This window comes from Chryseosolibacter indicum (assembly GCF_018598585.1).
GTDB classification, from domain to species: domain Bacteria; phylum Bacteroidota; class Bacteroidia; order Cytophagales; family Cyclobacteriaceae; genus Chryseosolibacter; species Chryseosolibacter indicus.
Genome location: NZ_JAHESD010000014.1, coordinates 1 through 16,155 on the forward strand (window position 1 = coordinate 1; position 16,155 = coordinate 16,155).

15 protein-coding genes and 1 pseudogene are annotated in these 16,155 nt (G+C 40.5%); 4 read left to right on the top strand and 12 right to left on the bottom strand.

What is annotated here, in order from left to right; translation table 11 throughout:
• A partial coding sequence (locus tag KK060_RS08450) for a hypothetical protein (protein WP_254153276.1) occupies window positions 1-218 on the top strand: 218 nt, incomplete at its 5' end.
• Window positions 219-334: 116 nt separating this feature from the next.
• Here the strand turns inward: KK060_RS08450 and KK060_RS08455 are convergent.
• The 10 genes and pseudogenes from KK060_RS08455 to KK060_RS08500 form a co-directional block, all read right to left on the bottom strand.
• A complete protein-coding gene (locus tag KK060_RS08455) occupies window positions 335-1,474 on the bottom strand; it encodes a DUF3179 domain-containing (seleno)protein (RefSeq protein ID WP_254153277.1) in 1,140 nt (379 codons plus the stop codon).
• Between the two features lie 181 nt (window positions 1,475-1,655).
• On the bottom strand, window positions 1,656-2,030 hold the full coding sequence (locus KK060_RS08460) for a carboxymuconolactone decarboxylase family protein (RefSeq protein WP_254153278.1): 375 nt from the start codon (window positions 2,028-2,030) through the stop codon (window positions 1,656-1,658).
• A 1-nt stretch (window position 2,031) separates the two neighbouring features.
• Window positions 2,032-4,269 carry an FG-GAP-like repeat-containing protein gene (locus KK060_RS08465; RefSeq protein ID WP_254153279.1) on the bottom strand — a complete coding sequence of 746 codons (2,238 nt, stop codon included), beginning with the start codon at window positions 4,267-4,269 and terminating at the stop codon, window positions 2,032-2,034.
• Window positions 4,259-4,621 carry a carboxymuconolactone decarboxylase family protein gene (locus KK060_RS08470; RefSeq protein WP_254153280.1) on the bottom strand — a complete coding sequence of 121 codons (363 nt, stop codon included), beginning with the start codon at window positions 4,619-4,621 and terminating at the stop codon, window positions 4,259-4,261. Before KK060_RS08470 ends, KK060_RS08465 begins: the two co-directional genes overlap by 11 nt.
• On the bottom strand, window positions 4,618-4,806 hold the full coding sequence (locus tag KK060_RS08475) for a carboxymuconolactone decarboxylase family protein (RefSeq protein ID WP_254153281.1): 189 nt from the start codon (window positions 4,804-4,806) through the stop codon (window positions 4,618-4,620). The genes KK060_RS08470 and KK060_RS08475 overlap by 4 nt, the downstream gene beginning before the upstream one ends.
• A 2-nt stretch (window positions 4,807-4,808) precedes the next feature.
• Entirely contained in the window at window positions 4,809-6,038 is a 1,230-nt protein-coding gene (locus KK060_RS08480; protein WP_254153282.1) for an MFS transporter, read from the bottom strand.
• A complete protein-coding gene (locus tag KK060_RS08485) occupies window positions 6,035-8,797 on the bottom strand; it encodes a TonB-dependent receptor (protein WP_254153283.1) in 2,763 nt (920 codons plus the stop codon). The genes KK060_RS08480 and KK060_RS08485 overlap by 4 nt, the downstream gene beginning before the upstream one ends.
• 21 nt (window positions 8,798-8,818) lie before the next feature.
• Entirely contained in the window at window positions 8,819-9,382 is a 564-nt protein-coding gene (locus KK060_RS08490; protein ID WP_254153284.1) for a carboxymuconolactone decarboxylase family protein, read from the bottom strand.
• Between the two features lie 417 nt (window positions 9,383-9,799).
• Complete coding sequence (locus tag KK060_RS08495) at window positions 9,800-10,342, bottom strand: hypothetical protein (RefSeq protein WP_254153285.1); 543 nt, start codon at window positions 10,340-10,342, stop codon at window positions 9,800-9,802.
• Between the two features lie 194 nt (window positions 10,343-10,536).
• Window positions 10,537-11,147 (bottom strand): annotated as a pseudogene (locus KK060_RS08500) (trimeric intracellular cation channel family protein).
• Window positions 11,148-11,300: 153 nt separating this feature from the next.
• Here KK060_RS08500 and KK060_RS08505 point away from each other — a divergent pair.
• Window positions 11,301-12,122 (top strand): SDR family oxidoreductase, encoded by an 822-nt coding sequence (locus KK060_RS08505; protein ID WP_254153286.1) that lies wholly within the window; start codon window positions 11,301-11,303, stop codon window positions 12,120-12,122.
• 31 nt (window positions 12,123-12,153) lie between these two features.
• On the opposite strand, the gene KK060_RS08510 is transcribed toward KK060_RS08505, so the two are convergent.
• Window positions 12,154-12,990 (bottom strand): AraC family transcriptional regulator, encoded by an 837-nt coding sequence (locus tag KK060_RS08510; RefSeq protein ID WP_254153287.1) that lies wholly within the window; start codon window positions 12,988-12,990, stop codon window positions 12,154-12,156.
• Between the two features lie 99 nt (window positions 12,991-13,089).
• Here KK060_RS08510 and KK060_RS08515 point away from each other — a divergent pair, with 99 nt between their 5' ends.
• Window positions 13,090-13,953: a 3-keto-disaccharide hydrolase gene (locus KK060_RS08515; protein WP_254153288.1), complete on the top strand. Its 864-nt coding sequence runs from the start codon at window positions 13,090-13,092 to the stop codon at window positions 13,951-13,953.
• Between the two features lie 98 nt (window positions 13,954-14,051).
• On the opposite strand, the gene KK060_RS08520 is transcribed toward KK060_RS08515, so the two are convergent.
• The gene (locus tag KK060_RS08520; protein WP_254153289.1) at window positions 14,052-14,333 is read right to left on the bottom strand and encodes a hypothetical protein; all 282 of its coding nucleotides are present in this window, start codon (window positions 14,331-14,333) and stop codon (window positions 14,052-14,054) included.
• A gap of 342 nt (window positions 14,334-14,675) precedes the next feature.
• Between KK060_RS08520 and KK060_RS08525 the strand changes: the two genes are divergently transcribed.
• Entirely contained in the window at window positions 14,676-16,145 is a 1,470-nt protein-coding gene (locus KK060_RS08525) for an MFS transporter (RefSeq protein WP_254153290.1), read from the top strand.
• The last annotated feature ends 10 nt before the right edge of the window (window positions 16,146-16,155 follow it).

The window sequence follows — 16,155 nt, forward strand, 5'->3', positions numbered from 1 at the left end:
ACCTAAGGATAAAGGTTACTAAAAATGATTTTAGAATTAAGGTAGTAAAGGTAATGGCCCTAGCACACGATGGATCTATTGCGGAGCAAGCAGAGATTGTAAAGGATTTTCAATGCTGGAATTACAGGTTTCTGGTGCAGAAGGATTCCATTAGCAAGATTGTTGTTGTGGTGCAGGATGAGGTGGGAAATGTGTTGATGCAGGAGGCGGGGTTGTGATAGGCATAGGGTAGAAATGGAACTTTGCCTTGCTTTTTTACACTGCAGGATGGTTTTAGGTGGATAAGTGTCACCCGGCGAAGCCGAGTGACTAAGAAGCGATTGAAGGAGGATTTTTATTGGTGCACATACGTGCGTGGATGGAACTGTTTCCAACTATGCCAAAATTCCTGGTAGCTTTTTATAAGCTTTACCTGAGAACCATCTTTACTTCTACCTGCAAAATCGATTCTTCTTGACATGCTAACAAGGGAATCGTTTCTTATTGTGAATTCTTCGTTGTGGTTACGTTCAAGGGCGATGAAAGTCTGGTTGTCGGAAGCAAGCGCTACTGAAATGGGTGTGTGATCAATATTGTCGTGGATAACGCGCTTTGCTTTCAGTTCATTCCAATCATATGCTTTAGAGAGATCGTTAAGCTGAATGCCAACTACCCATGATTTGTCATTCCAGGAGGATGTATCAGTACGCGTTAGGTTGCTTTTACTTTTTCCTTTCTCAAAGCGTCCCAACGTATCGTAATTTTCTTTTGATCTGGCTTCTGCCTGCATCACTTTTCCAAAAGGGTAAAGCAGGAAAAACTTGCCCAAGGTATATTGGGATGATTCTATTTCTGTTAGGAATTTTCCTTTACGTGGTCCGGCAATTGCTTCACCTGTTGCCTGACGCCACCAGCTCTTTGTTGTTTCATCTTCAAACATAGCGTTGAAGTGATCCATACCAACAAGCCTGAAATTTTCTATTCTTTCTTCAATTACCGGCTCGAAAACTCTGCCTGTGCGACACACGTTGCAGTAGGTTACCATTATGGCCTTTCCTGCAATGGTATCTCTAACCTGATGGTGGTATTGAATATAACGAATAGGATACGCCTTTGCTTCAAGGAGATTAGAAACAACAACGACAACACTACTGTCTGACAATGTGTTCTCACCTCTTGATTTAAACAACAACTGCTCCGGCGGAAGGAACATGCGATCGGCAGTCATTTTAAAGTTGAACATGTATACGATTATTGCTACTGGCATTGCAGCAATCAGCGGCAGCCATGGTCTTCGGCTTGTGAGAACGGGATATAGACCTAGCAGAATAAGGATGCCGAAGATGCCACGAAATATCCATCGATAAGAATAGAGGAAGTACGCGAGATCAATTGAGTTTATCTGTTGACTTCTTGGCATGGGCATAATGAAGTAGACATTCACTATTTCGAACAACGCTAGAAGCAAGATGCCTATATAAAATGCTTTTTTCATCGTAGGTGTTAATTGTAGGGGTTGTAATTAGCGTAGCCTTCTTCAGCTCTGGTTTTAGCACGATTTATATAAAAGGTACGATCCTGCGGTGCCCAAGTTCCTAAGCCATCTACATATCGATTGAACATACAAAACGCTGCGGCAATTAATACGGTATCATGTATTTCCAAATCAGTGGCGCCTAGCCTTTTTGCTTTTTCAACCTGCTCAGAAGTAACTTGTTTTCCACCTTTTTGTACACTAGCGGCAATGGAGAGGAGTGCTTTGAGCTTTCAGAAATGGGTGTAGCTTCAGGATTGATTTTCATTTTATCCATTTGTTCAATATCGCACCCTAAATAGTGTTGGGCTAGTGCGCCGTGAGCATTCTGGCAAAAGAAACAATCGTTAAGGTAAGATACATAGGTTGCAATTAACTCACGTTCACCGCGTGTTAGGGTGTTGTTACTACGCAACAATACTTCAGCGAGTTCATTAAGAGGTTTTGAAGTTTCAAGTCTCAGCGCCATAGGACCCCGAATTCCGGGTAGGCCTTCTGGTAAGTTGATGTGTGCCATATTAGAATTCTATTTTCATGTTTTTAGATGCATAATTTTCTGAGATACATAATGGATCATTGACAGACCAGACAAATGTTTTTAAGGGTACGTTTTGAATTAACTCGCTTCCTTCAGTGATTCTGATGAACTGGTTAATCGGGACATTCCTGAAGCGCTGCGTGATGCCACTTCCATGCCAATGGATTTCAAGATCATCGATAATATTTGCTCTTCCGACACCGATCTCCCTGCGTAATGGTGATGCACCAAAGCTCCCCCCTGAGTTTACGTCTCGGTAGACAGAGCGTTGTACTCCGTTTTCTGTAAAGGATATTTTTATCCTTGTGCCTATTGCATCTGTATTTGATTTCGTTCCCCTGAGGTCAATAGTTATCCAATTGTTATTTCCTTGTCCTGGGTTTACGAAAAAAGCATTTTGATAAGCATCCCCTGGGTAAGCACCGCCCATGTCTATGTAAATATCCTGGTCACCATCGTTGTCCATATCAGCAAATGCTACTCCGTGTCCTTTTTGGAGGTGGCCTACTTTTGCAGCGGAAGTAACATCTGCAAATTTTTCGCCCTTGATGTTTTTAAACATTTTATTAGGAACAATTGATTGATAAGGAGGATTGCCGGTACCCAGGTACATATCCAGGAAGCCATCATTATCTATGTCTCCAAAATTCGAGCCCATTGCAAAAATCACTTTGTTCAATCCTACTTCACTTGCAACATTGGTAAAGGTGCCGTTTTTGTTATTATGATATAGCATCGCTTTATCCGGATTACCTGCAGGGATACTCAGTTTTTCTGCAGCAGCGTAGTAGGCTAATGTGCGTTGGAAGGTATAATCACAAACGAAGATATCGAGCCAGCCATCATTGTTATAGTCCCAGAACCAGGTAGGGAAAGAGTTTCCTTTTTCTTTTGCTAATCCCGCTTTCGCTGTTACGTCCTGAAAAGCAATCTCTTGTTTAGAGATGCCGAGGTTTTTTAACAATAACCTTTGTCCGCTGGTAGTTGAAATAAAGATATCTTTCCATCCATCGTTGTCATAATCACCAGAAGTGACGCCTTTTACGTAGAGCGTATAGTCACAGTTAGCAGAAAATGCAATGTTTCTGAAGGTGCCATCAGTGTTGTTGATATATAGTTCGCAGGGATGGCGATTATCCGGAGTGGATTCATTGCCAATGAATACATCCAGCCAACCATCATTGTTAAAATCATTCCAGGTGGCAGTCTGAGTAGGGTGGTAGGAGAGCATGCCACTTATTAAAGTTACGTCACGAAAGGTACCGTTACCCTGGTTTTGCAATAGGGAGTTGGGCTCGTTGCCAAATTTTTCTTTCCATGCTCCGCGTAATACGAGGATGTCTTTGTCACCATCGTTGTCGTAGTCTGCCTGCACCATGTTTAATCCGCCGTGGAAGTTAGCAAGACCAGACTTCACGGACATGTCAGTAAATGTGCCATCAGCATTGTTTTTGAAGAAGTGCATAGGTTCTTCGAGGTCCATGCTGGAGTTTACAAGATCGAGGTAACCATCGTTGTCGAAGTCATCTACGATTGTGCCACCGGCCATGTTGTTGACCGCAATTCCGAGGCTGCCTGCAATATCCTGAAAGGCATTTATTCTGACAGTAGTATCTTCGTCAAAAGCTGGTAAAAAATATTTATCCGGAACTTCTGCAGGATATTTACCCAAGGTCATAAATGCGATATTCAAGAGCCATTTTGATTCAAGATCTGCTGGGTTTTTGTCGAGCATTTGCATATAATGTTCAATTGCTTTTACTGATCCTACTGTATCGCGGTGTAAACCTAACCCGCGAATGGGTATGAGACATGACTCAGCAGCGTGGTCGGAAATACAATTTGATCGTTCTCCTTTTCGCAGGTAGGCAATAGCAAGCTCTCTGTTGATTAAATCTTTTTGTAAAGGATTTGCCAGTTGCAGGACCTCTTCATATAACTCTATAGCGTCATCTTCTCTGCCCAACTCCATCAATATCTGCGCTTTCAGATACTTGCAGTAGGAGATCTGGCTGGAAGTATTGTGAGGCAAACTAAGCAGAGAGTCCATATATACCAGTTTGGAGGAAGGATTAAACATATTCCCCGGATCGGTGCCTGCTTTCTTTGCTTTAGCGAGCAATTCAAGCATTTGCTGATGATTGTCGTATCTTGAACAGGTGTTAAGAACCAGCACAATACCGGCGAGAGCAAGGAATGTTATAAACTTAGTTTTCAATTTTGGGCATTAAGTAACCTAATTGAGTCATTCGTTTTCCCATACTTAAATACTCGGCGGGATCTGTGGGTGTTGTGCTTGCAAGGCCGTCGACGTATCGATTAAACATTGAAAATGTGGCTGCGATAAGCACAGGGTCGTGAATATCCCGATCGATTGCGCCATGCTTTCGTGCTTCGGCCACGTCTTCTTCTGTTACTAGCTTACCGCTTATCTGAACTTTGCCAGCAATGTTTAACAATGCTTTCATTTTTTCTGACAACAACGGAGTGTGCGTGTTGTTAATCACGCAATCTACGACATCACGATTGACGCCAAATAGTTCACGCGCTGCAGCAGCGTGGCTGTTCATGCAAAACATGCAATTGTTTCTAGCAGAACATAGGTTGCAATAAGTTCCCTTTCCGCAGGACTGAGAGGAGAGGGAGCCCTCAGTAATACCTGCGCAAGGTCATATAGATGTTTACCGGTTTCGGGGCGAAACATGACAAGGCTTCTTATACCTGGAATACCTTCTGGTACGTTGATATGTGCCATTTCTAAATTCTTTTATCTTTTGAAAACAATATTGTAATAAATCCGATAATGAAAATCGCGGCGAAGGCGAGTAGCGTATTACTATAACCATTGAAAAAACTTACCATTACACCAACAAAAAAGATTGCAACGGACGTAACGATTCTACCGATGTTAAAGCAAATGCCCGTAAACGTTCCTCTGATATGAACAGGAAATAGTTGAGGGATATAGATTGAAAGCAGGCCCTGGCTTATTCCAAAGAAGAAAGAGAAAAAAGTAAGCTCTATGTAAATGATGTTTGCAAAAGACTTGTTGAGGCCGAAAAGCAAGATTGCAAGAGTTATACAGCCACCAAAACAAAGCATCATTGCTCTTCGTACTCCCAGCACATTGGACACCCATCCTGAAGCAAAGCCACCACAAAGACCGCCGGCACCAAGCAGCATCATTGCTACGCCTCGTTCGTTCTGTCCATCAGACGTACCGAGCAGGCTTTGCACCCATGTGGGGATCCATGAGAACATACCCCACAAGCCGATAAGCATTGATCCGAAAATAATGGAACCCTTTACTAAGTTACTTTTATCAACACTTGATGTTTTTTCAGCTCTTTCTATTCGTGTGCTATTCTTCCAGTACTCTGATTCTTTTAATGTTAGTATGGCAAGGATTGCCAGCATTAAGGGTAATAGTCCGATTGTAAACGCACTGCGCCAGTTACTTAGAAGAACTGTTACTAATCCTGAAGAGAAAATTCCAACAGGGAAGCCTATAGAATCAATGCCGATTATTACCGCTCGTGAAGCCGGCGGCCATATTTCAGATAGCAATGTAGGTGTGATAACCAAAATCCCACCTACAGCAAGACCGGACAATAATCGCAGGAGTACAACGTATTCCCATGAAGGAACAATAGAAATTACCCAAGTAAAAATCCCCAATAGGCATACCGATATGGAAAGCACTTTTACTCTTCCTATTTTATCACTTATGAAACCCCAGAAGAAACCTCCTGCTGCCCATCCTGCGATATAGAGTGATTGAATGTATGCGCTGATTGTGCTTAACTCTTCCTGGTTTGTTTTTCCCGTAAGGTCTTTTACAACAGGAGGCAGATACACTGACATTAACGTTGAGATGAGACCCGCGCTCATATTGCACAGGAAACAGATGAAGAAAGATATCCAAAGTAGCACTCCGACTTTGTTGGCATTCTCTTCTTCTGAAGCAAATACGTCGGTTGTTATCATCGTAGTAATTGATCAAAGGTTAGACTTATGTAGTAAATCGCGCCGATGGAAGGAGAACCGTATGCCTGGTAAACCTGTTTGTTGAATAAGTTATTTGCCCCTACCTTAAACATTGATTTAACAGGGAGCAGTTTGTAGTTTATTTGAGCATCTACTATGGAGAAGGCTTCAATACGACCAGGTCTCATCTGGTTAAATGTACCGTACCAGTCATAAGCGTCCTGCCATCGCCATGCAATATTGAAGCCCATTGTTTTCGTTACCTTACTATTGCCGAAGGTTAAAGCCGTCTTATACTTTGGTGTATTAAATCCGGGAACATTATTGGGATTGGCATCACGAATGTCAAATGTTGCCAAGGTAGCATTGGCGCTTAAAAGGAAATTTTTAGGTAGTGCATATGTTACACCCAATGTTGCACCTTGGGCAGTAACTTGATCTGCAGCATTTGTATAGAGCTGGTACAAATGACTATCACCATTTAATAGATCCATAGCGGCTCCTGCGTTGACCGCACCATCCGGTGTGAGCACGGGGTTTTGAGGTTCCATAACAACCTGGTTCAGGAGAAAGTCGGTATAGCTTGAAAAGTAGTAGTTAGCATCAATAAGGAGGTTACTGTTAAACAATCCCTTATACCCGATTTCAAATGCCTTAATGCGTTCAGGTTTTATGTAATCGACATTAGATTTTACTAAAAGGTCTTTAGCCTGCATCAAAGCATCTTGGGGAGTGGCACCTTGTTGCATCGCTTGTTGAAAGGCGCCAAAGAATGGCCCAAGCGAAGCTGAGGTAAATGAGTTTTGATAGACTGTCATTCCCTTGCTATTGTCAGGAACACCGCCGAGGATGGTGATTGGTCCGGCATTCAATTTAATATATTGGTCACCCGGAGTTGGGTTTCGAAAGCCCGTTTGGTATGATAATCTGATGTGGTGGTTTCCTGAAACGGTGTAGACCGCAGATGCTCTTGGTGTAAATCTTCCATCGAAGTTTTGATTTTTGTCGTACCGTAATGAGGCCCCCAGTTTTAATTTCTCATTCAAAAGTTTTTTTCCAAGTTGAACAAATGCTCCTCCTTCATCAATAACAATGCTACCATTTTTGTCGTCGAACAATGTTCCATTTGTAAACATGTCATACCGCCTGAAATTTCCACCAACCTGGAGATCGAGTAGTTTAATCTTTTTTGAAAAATCATATTGCCCTTCTACATGATACAACTTGCTTTGGCTAAGGATTCCGGCACCGCTTAAGCCTTGTGTAGCGACCAGCCTTTCTTTTTGAGCAATAAATTCAGCGCTACCAGGGAGGAACCGTCCCTGGTCAGCAAATGTTCTTGCAGCATCGTGGTTTCCAGGATTAATCCCTGCAATGTTTCCGAGAAAAGCCTCCTCATATCTTGTAAACCACATATCATCTGCCTGATTTTCGGGTACTATATTTCCATTAAGATCACGTACCCAGGTTTTATTAATGAGTTGTCCTAGTCCTTTTGCGTTGTAAGAATCGTGAGAGTCTTCAGCCGTTGAATATGCACGAACAAAATAATTAGCACCTTTTAACTCCAGCTTGTGTTGTTGCAGTGTAAAGTTGTTAATGGAAAATCTGTTACTACCTGTGTAGTTTGCGGTGCCTTGCCCGAAATTGTATTGATAACTCATTATCATGTTTTCGGAAATTCGATAATGAAGTGCTCCATTGAGCTTGAGGCTGTAAACGTCGTAGTCTGTAAGGTGCCGCTCTTCATAACCTGTTCTGGACACGCGCCCAATGCCTTCGATTGTACGAGCCTCGTCATCCCCATATATATTCAAAGCATTTCTTGCAGGATTGTTATCGCCTCGTTGCTCAGGTGGTGTTGACGAATCTACATCTGTATAATTAACAGCATAAAAATCGAGTCCGGAGAAATAAGAAGCATTTAACTTGAAAGCGAATTTGTTATTAAATGCTTTGGCATAACGTATTGCATAGTCATTTATGATATGAGGATCTGCGTAATCTTCGTTAATATGATTAACACCTACCTTTGTTTGAGCACTTAAGCCTTGGTATTGGAAAGGATCTTTTGTTTTCATCATGAGTACCCCATTGAATGCAATAGGCCCGTACAATGCAGAGGCAGCGCCGGGTATGAGCTCTGCGCTTTCCATGTCGAGGTCAGAGGAGCCGAACATATTACCGACAGAAAAGCCTAATCCGGGAGTCTGGTTGTCTGCACCGTCAACTAATTGTAAAAAACGAGAGTTACCAGTATGGTTAAATCCTCGTGTGTTAATCTGTTTAAATGTAAGACCACTTGTAACCATCTCAACACCTTTTAGATTTTCAAGTGCGTCATAGAAGGAGATTGACGGTGTCTGCATGATATCCCGTAGATCCATTTTTTCTATGCTTATGGGAGATTGTAAGATGTTTTCTTCTACACGGGAAGCGGAAACAACAACTTCGTCCATTACTTCATTTAACTCGACAAGTGTTACAGAGAGTGCTACAGGCACAGTTGCTATTACAAGCTCTTGTTTTTGAAATCCCACCATTGATACGATAATTGTAAACGGTGGTGTCTGCGTAGTATTAAATTCAAATTTACCTTTGACATCAGTGGCCGTTCCTGTTACTTTTCCTTTTAATAATATGTTGGCGCCTACTATGGGATTATTAAGTTCATCAGTAACGGTTCCTGTAATTTTTGTGGTCTGGCAGTAGGTATGGTTGAGAGAAAATAAGAATAAGATTAGTATAATTATTTTCATGAGGGATTGGTTTTTAGTTCGTTAGGGTTTCTTTAAATGATCATATCCTTGAGGTAAGCGGTTGTATCCATTTGTTACAAGTCTTTCAGCAAGGTTTTGATAGTATTCGTTTGAATCAGGTAGTCTTGTTGACATCCCATCTACATAACGATTGTATAGGCAGAATAAGGCAGCGATAAGGACAGTGTCATGTATTTCGATATCCGTTGCACCTGCATTTTTTGCGCGCTTAATAGATGACGATGTAACCATCTTGCCACTTTGTTGAACTTGCTTTGCGATAATGAGAAGTGCTTTTATTTTGTCATTTACAGGAGCAAGTTCGATATCATTTTTAATGGCTTGAGTAGTCTGGCCTTCTCCCAATAGTTTATCTGCCGCAGCTGTATGCGCAGTAGTACAGAATGTACATTCGTTACTATGTGAGACAATTGTAGCAATGAGTTCCCTTTCTGCTTCCGAAAGGGCTGATGGTCCTCTTAAAAGTATTTGTGTAAGCTCCCTTATAGGGTGAGCGCTATCTTGACGGTACTCTAGTAGCCCCGTAATTCCAGGTAAGTGATCTTCTAAAGGTATATAAGGCATGGGTATTTTTTTAGGACAGTACGCCAGTAACCCAAACCAATAGGAACTGACGTAACTGTCACATGAGTGTGTGCTAACCTATCAATTTCAAAAGTTTGCATTAGTGATGGGAGGCACAAGATTTCGCAAATAACCCAAACCAAAAGGAAATAGCGGAATGGTAGTAGCCACCCATGCACTTAATGATTGTACTAATAGTGATGCATCTCTGTAGAATATCCTGGAGGCTTCCCTGATAACCCAAACCAAAAGGAATCAGTGAAACTTCCATTTAATAAAAATGGATGCTGATAAAGTCAGTGCACACGTGAATAATAATCAAAGAGAAATTGATGCTTCGGTAGGTGTCCTAGTAATGTTCTTGCTGTAATATCAGCACTGAAATTATTGACTGACCATGCTACCAAGCATTCCATCTTAAGCTTGTTCGGGAGGATGAATGATTGATGCTGCAAAAGTTGGAATAAGATTTTGCTGACCTACGTTATGGATCACGCGACTAGCCCAACCATGAGTATCAGATTTTATTGAAAAGGAAATGGGAAGATAATCCTTTAAAAAGCTAATGGCGATTTTAGAAGACGACTTATTATCTGTGGTTTTATCGGTAAAAGTTTTAACGTAGTCAGCAAGAACGAGGTCTATTTTTTTACGTTCTGTGTCTTTAACGCAAACCACAGTTAAAGTATCTTTTGCATACTTCTGTTTAACCATCCAATACAATTCTCCATTGTGTTCGAATTGTCCACTTACTCTTTCGAAATCAGTTTGATCTGGCATGTATGGAATTGAAACAGCAACTTTTAAAGTAATACTGTTAGACTCATCATAAACATCCGCATTGAGGGCTGTTGACATTGCCAGGTTATTTTGATAATGCAGGCCTAAAAAAACGCCGTAGTAGCCCATTGTATTGAGCAAAAGGATAAGTACAAGCGCTATGGCAATGGTTCTTTTCACCTGTAAAGGCAATATGTATGACCAAAGTAATAAAAAAATTAAGGATTCAAAAAAATGTATTGAAAAGATGAAGTTTCTATTGGTTTAAAGAGGTATTATTTATTAATAGGTCGACAAGTAAAGGCAAGGCATGTTCTCGCTATCAGAAATAAGATAGTATTAATGCCTCGCTATAGAATTTATGATTTTCAAAGTTATAAAGAGCTCTTTAATCGCGGTAACTCCAGGTGAAATTTGATTGCCAGTATGCGTATCAGAATAATCAATCCGGAGGAAATAGGAATATTGATATTTCTGGGCACAGCAAAACTATATAATATGAGATACAGTACAGCGCCGGCAAGGCAAGCTGTTGCATAGATTTCTTTATCAAAGATTATAGGAGTTTTATTCGTTAAGGTATCTCGTATTACGCCACCCATTACTGCGGTGAAGACACCCATTATGGCGGCGATCTCAGGCTGAACACCGAGACGCAGCGCCTTTTCTACGCCAACAATTGTAAACAAGGCAATGCCTACCATATCAAATAACAGCATCGTTTTTTTAGCTGCGCCAAGCGGTGGAAGAAGGTAAACGCGAAGATTGCCCCAGCAATGGTTGCATAGAGGAAATTAATATCGCCGAACCAAACAAGTGGGTAGCTGCCCAATAGCATATCCCTCAAACTTCCGCCACCTATTGCCGTTACGAACCCCGTGAAAGCAACGCCAAACCAATTGCGGTCTTTATCTTCTGTTGCCAGAACCCCCGAAACAGCAAAGGAAAAGGTGCCAGCAATCTCTGAGGCATATTGAATAGTCATGATTTGCAGTTTGTTTGAAATCAAAAATAGCTAAAGCATTCGTGATAATCGATGGGATTTAATTCGAATTGAATCACCAGATATTGAAGAAGATCTTTTATAAATCAGGCATTCATTTTATTAAATATTCAATTGAAATATTAAAATATTTATATGAAACAAAAGGTGTGGTTTATCACGGGCACTTCACGTGGTTTTGGAAATGAATGGGCAAAGGCAGCTTTACAGCGCGGGGATAAAGTTGTAGCTACTGCCCGTAATATCGAAAGTATAGAGGCGTTGCGAACAGAATTCGGGGATGCTGTTTTATTAATCCAACTTGATGTTACTGATCGTAAGGCTTGCTTTGCGGCAATTGATAAAGCTTATCAGCAATATGGTAGAATAGATGTTGTAATCAACAATGCAGGTTATGGACTGTTTGGTATGGTAGAGGAAATAAGTGAAGCTGAGGCAAGGGCTCAGATGGAGACAAATTTTTTTGGCGCGTTATGGGTAACGCAAGCAGTTCTGCCGATCATGCGTAAACAGCAAAGCGGTCATATCATGCAGGTTTCAAGTATAGGCGGGATTATCGCTAATATTAGCCTGGGGATGTACCACGCATCTAAATGGGCATTGGAGGCTGTGTCTGAATCCTTAAGCAAAGAAGTTGCCCCTATGGGAATACATATTACACTTATTGAGCCAGGTGGATATAGTACTGATTGGAGCGGCAGTTCCGCGATTCGTGCTGCTCCTAATGCTGCATACGATAAGTTAAGGGAAGAACGGGCCAAGTTAAGAGGCACCTTTAAATCAGGAGATCCAAAGGCAACATCAGATGTTATCTTACAAGTTGTGGATATGGACGAACCGCCATTAAGAATTTTTCTGGGCGAACAACCTATTCAGTGGGCTAAGGGTGAGTATCAAAAAAGAATAGAGAACTGGGAAAAGTGGCAACCTTTGTCTATGAAAGCACAGGGTAGCTAAATCACTTGTTGTAAAGTTATTAGAGCTGGTTTTACCTTCTTCTAAAGTTAGTAGGGGTGATACCTAGATGTTTTCTGAATTGTTTACAGAAGTGGCTTTCGTCTGTGTAGCCAAACTCATCAGCAATCTGAGACAGGCTTGCCTGACTATAGAGGAGCCTTGATTCAATCAGCTTGAGCTTATACTTTGAAATGTATTGTTTGAGTGATTCACCTGTATGCCTCTTAAAATAAATGCTTAAGTAAGTTGGAGCATAATTGAATTGCTCAGCAAGTTGGTGAACCTTCAGATTCTCAGGTTTATAAATATTCTGACGAATGTAGAGTAGTATATCTTCTATTGACGATGTGTTTGTTTTTGCGCGTAAGGTTGACTGTCTTGAGATGTTACGTGCCATGATTGTCATCATCGTTCTCATCAGGCTATCACGAATAACTTCAAAATAAGCATCTGTCCGGTTTTCATATTCTGCCTGGAGTACGGCAAGCAAACTTCGAAGTTTAAGTTTCTCGCTCTCGGATTGAACCATTGATCCTTTACTTTGATAGGAGGTGTGAAGCAACAACTTTACTACATGTTGCCAGTTCTTATCCCTATCCAGGGCGTTGTATTTGCTAAACGATTCATTGAAACGTATGTAGCAGAACTCTGTCAGCGATGCAATTTTAAATTCGTGGTAGTCTTCAGGCCCAAGAAGAAAAACGTCTCCTGCAGTGTATTTAAATTTATTTCCATTGATGTTATGAATGCCCTTTCCTTTGATAATAAAAATTACTTCGAAGTATGTATGATTATGAAGAGGATGTTGCCATTGCTCCGCTTCGAAGTGATAGATATTAAAGGGCTCGTGAAGGACATATCTTTTCATTGAGAGATAAATCTACCAATAATTAATGGATTTTTACAATGTATTGATGGTGTAGCGCATTTACTTTTAGATCGAAGAAATTTTATAAAAGTAAATTATATGAGACCTATTGTACTGGCCTTCATTGCAATTCTCACCCTGGATTCATTTAAAGAACGGGAAGAATGGACAAACTTATTGGATAAGGATTTGACACATTGGGAAAATTACCTGAGCTATAAGCACAAGGTGGGTTATAATGGAAATGTACCGGTAGATGAATCTGGTATGGCTCTTGAACCGATAGGATACAATAAGGATAAAGGGCAGGTGTTTTCTGTCATTGAAGATAAAGGGGAGCTTGTTCTTAAAATCAGCGGCGAAATTTACGGCTGTGTTTTCACCAAGAAAGAATACGAGAACTACCACGTGAAGCTAAAAGTAAGATGGGGTAATCAGAAGTACGACCCGCGCAAAAACAAACTCAAGGATTCAGGAATACTTTATCATTCCATTGGTGAGGCGGGAGCTGAGTATTGGAGAACCTGGATGCTTTCACAGGAGTTTCAAATCATGGAAGGACACATGGGCGATTACTGGCAGCAGTCAACATCTGCAGCTGATATTCGGGCCTACTTACCTGAAGGAAAGATGAATAGTATTGCGAGTACAAAGCAACCTTTTCTTTCTTTTGGATCAGGAACAACGGAGGGATACTGTATGAGAAGTGAGAATCATGAAAGCCCCGACAACAGTTGGACAACTTTGGAGCTCATATGCTTTGAAGACAAGAGTTTGCATATTGTAAACGGGCATGTAGTAATGGTATTAAAGAATTCTCACTATAAGAAAGATGCTAAAGAGATTCCATTAACAAAAGGAAGGATTCAACTACAGAGTGAGGCGGCAGAAGTATTCTTTAAAGACATACGAATAAGGTCGATTGAGGCGCTTCCGGAGGCTTACGTTTCCTTATTTAAGTGACAGGTTGTGTAGAGGTGATATTATAATACCCCAGTTTTGGCAAGTTGATGGGATATAACAGATGTTCCTCAAAAGAGATGAGGAACATCCTAAAAATTCTAATAGATCAGATCTATAGAATTGCCTGATTGTTTAGTGCGTAGACTATGAGGAAGTGTAATCCTCGATGTAAATTTGTCAAGGTCACCGAAGCTCGCAACGGTGATGCTTTCTACTTTTTTAGTCTCGATGTTCTTATATATTTCAATCAATAAAGTGTCAAAAGCATATAAGAATATCCGGTGATCGTAAAACTCTATTGAACAAAGTTCAATACCGATATCTTCAATCAATAAAACTTTATCTTGAATACTTAGATTATTAAAACTTGTTTGTCCCATAATAACTCCTTTACCTTTCAATCAAAACCATTTTTATTATAGTATAACGTTATACCAATTAACGAAAACCATTGCAAATTGATTCTGACATTGTTTTTGGTGGTTTCAGATAGATGGGGCTGATAACAAACCCATACTTTATAGGGCATATAGATTTTAATAACGCCGACCCTAATTCGGACCTTATTTTTGCTAAGAGACGGTCCTTAGGAATAATAAGGGGTGTAAATTGAAGCAAATTGCCTTTCTTAATTTTTTTTAAAAATTCTTTGCTCAAGAAATAAACTAATGGATGTTGCCAGGCATATATTTTTATAATAGGAGGATGATTTTCAGGAACTAATGGATTTACGACCGCGGCAAGCTTTAACTGAACAAGAAGTAAACAGAGGATTAAAATTGGTGATTGGAGACGGACTAGCCGCGGAGGCTATGACCACTTTTACCGGAGGAGCGTTTCTTGTTGCCATGGCACTGCTTATGGGCGCATCTAATTTTCAAATTGGATTGTTGGCGGCCATGCCTACGTTTACTAACTTATTTCAGCTTATTTCTATTTGGTTGGTAAGGCGTTTTAACAACAGGAGGATAGTAGCGGTGTTTTGTTCGTTGTTTGCTAGAGTACCTCTTATTGTTATTGGTGTGCTTGCGTTATTAACACCTTCTACTAATTCTATCAATCTTCTGATATTCTTTCTGTTCTTTTATTACCTGTTTGGTTCTATTGCAGGTCCGAGCTGGAATTCGTGGATGAAGGATCTGGTGCCGGAGAAAAACTTAGGAACATATTTTGCAAAGAGGAGCAGTTATACGCAGACATTAAATGTCGTTCTTAGTCTTCTTCTTGCTTTTACAGTAGACTTCGTTAAGTCAAACTATGCACATCTTGAATTAAGAACATACGCTACCATGTTTATAACCGGTGGTTCAATAGGAATCATTGGAGCCTTGGTGCTTGGAAATGTAAAAGAACCTCGCACGGAGATGACGAAAGAAAACATTTTTAAGCTGTTTATGAGACCACTCAGAGATGGTAACTTTCAACGTCTCCTCTTTTTTAATTCCGGATGGAACTTAGCCCTTAGTATCGCTACCCCTTTTTTTACCGTCTTTATGATGAAGAGCCTCGGCTTGTCTCTTTCATTTATAATTGCACTTAGTATTTTAAGCCAGTTGTCAAGCATATTTACCATAAGAATGTGGGGTAAGTTTGCTGATCGTTATAGTAACAAAACCATTATTGCAATAGGAGCGCCACTTTACATCCTTTGTATTATAGCATGGTGTTTCGTGGGTTTGTATAAAGCATTCTATGCCAATATGATTTTATTGGCCTGCATTCATATTTTCACAGGAATTTCTACTGCAGGGATTAACTTGTCTATTACCAACCTTGGATTAAAATTAGCGCCTAAGGAAAACGCCATCGTTTACTTATCGGCGAGGAACATGATACTCTCATTATTTGGTTCTGTAGGGCCTTTAATAGGGGGTAGGCTGGCAGATTATTTTATGAACAGATCGTTAACCTTAAATGTTGAATGGGAGAGTCCATCAACGCAGAAGGTTTTTCATTTGATCTCACTTCACGAATGGAACTTCCTTTTTTTAATAGGGGCGTTGCTCGCATTAATTGCGCTTGAGTTGTTGGTGCATGTAAAAGAAGTAGGTGAAGTTGAAAAAGAACTGGTTGTCAGAATTATGAGAAGTAGCATTAAAAGCAACCTTAAAGACTTTTTTGTGATTGGAACCTTGATAAGCTGGCATGAACAGTTATGGGAAGTTATCAAAAGAAGGTTGTCTTTCAGATAAGGTGGTTAAT

Excerpts from the sequence above, each read along its gene's own strand:
- KK060_RS08515 (WP_254153288.1), top strand. The coding sequence starts at position 13,090 with ATGAGACCTATTGTACTGGCCTTCATTGCAATTCTCACCCTGGATTCA.
- KK060_RS08505 (WP_254153286.1), top strand. The coding sequence starts at position 11,301 with ATGAAACAAAAGGTGTGGTTTATCACGGGCACTTCACGTGGTTTTGGA.
- KK060_RS08490 (WP_254153284.1), bottom strand. The coding sequence starts at position 9,382 with ATGCCTTATATACCTTTAGAAGATCACTTACCTGGAATTACGGGGCTA.
- KK060_RS08460 (WP_254153278.1), bottom strand. The coding sequence starts at position 2,030 with ATGGCACACATCAACTTACCAGAAGGCCTACCCGGAATTCGGGGTCCT.
- KK060_RS08480 (WP_254153282.1), bottom strand. The coding sequence starts at position 6,038 with ATGATAACAACCGACGTATTTGCTTCAGAAGAAGAGAATGCCAACAAA.
- KK060_RS08455 (WP_254153277.1), bottom strand. The coding sequence starts at position 1,474 with ATGAAAAAAGCATTTTATATAGGCATCTTGCTTCTAGCGTTGTTCGAA.
- KK060_RS08520 (WP_254153289.1), bottom strand. The coding sequence starts at position 14,333 with ATGGGACAAACAAGTTTTAATAATCTAAGTATTCAAGATAAAGTTTTA.
- KK060_RS08510 (WP_254153287.1), bottom strand. The coding sequence starts at position 12,990 with ATGAAAAGATATGTCCTTCACGAGCCCTTTAATATCTATCACTTCGAA.
- KK060_RS08525 (WP_254153290.1), top strand. The coding sequence starts at position 14,676 with ATGGATTTACGACCGCGGCAAGCTTTAACTGAACAAGAAGTAAACAGA.
- KK060_RS08485 (WP_254153283.1), bottom strand. The coding sequence starts at position 8,797 with ATGAAAATAATTATACTAATCTTATTCTTATTTTCTCTCAACCATACC.
- KK060_RS08475 (WP_254153281.1), bottom strand. The coding sequence starts at position 4,806 with ATGGCACATATCAACGTACCAGAAGGTATTCCAGGTATAAGAAGCCTT.
- KK060_RS08470 (WP_254153280.1), bottom strand. The coding sequence starts at position 4,621 with ATGAACAGCCACGCTGCTGCAGCGCGTGAACTATTTGGCGTCAATCGT.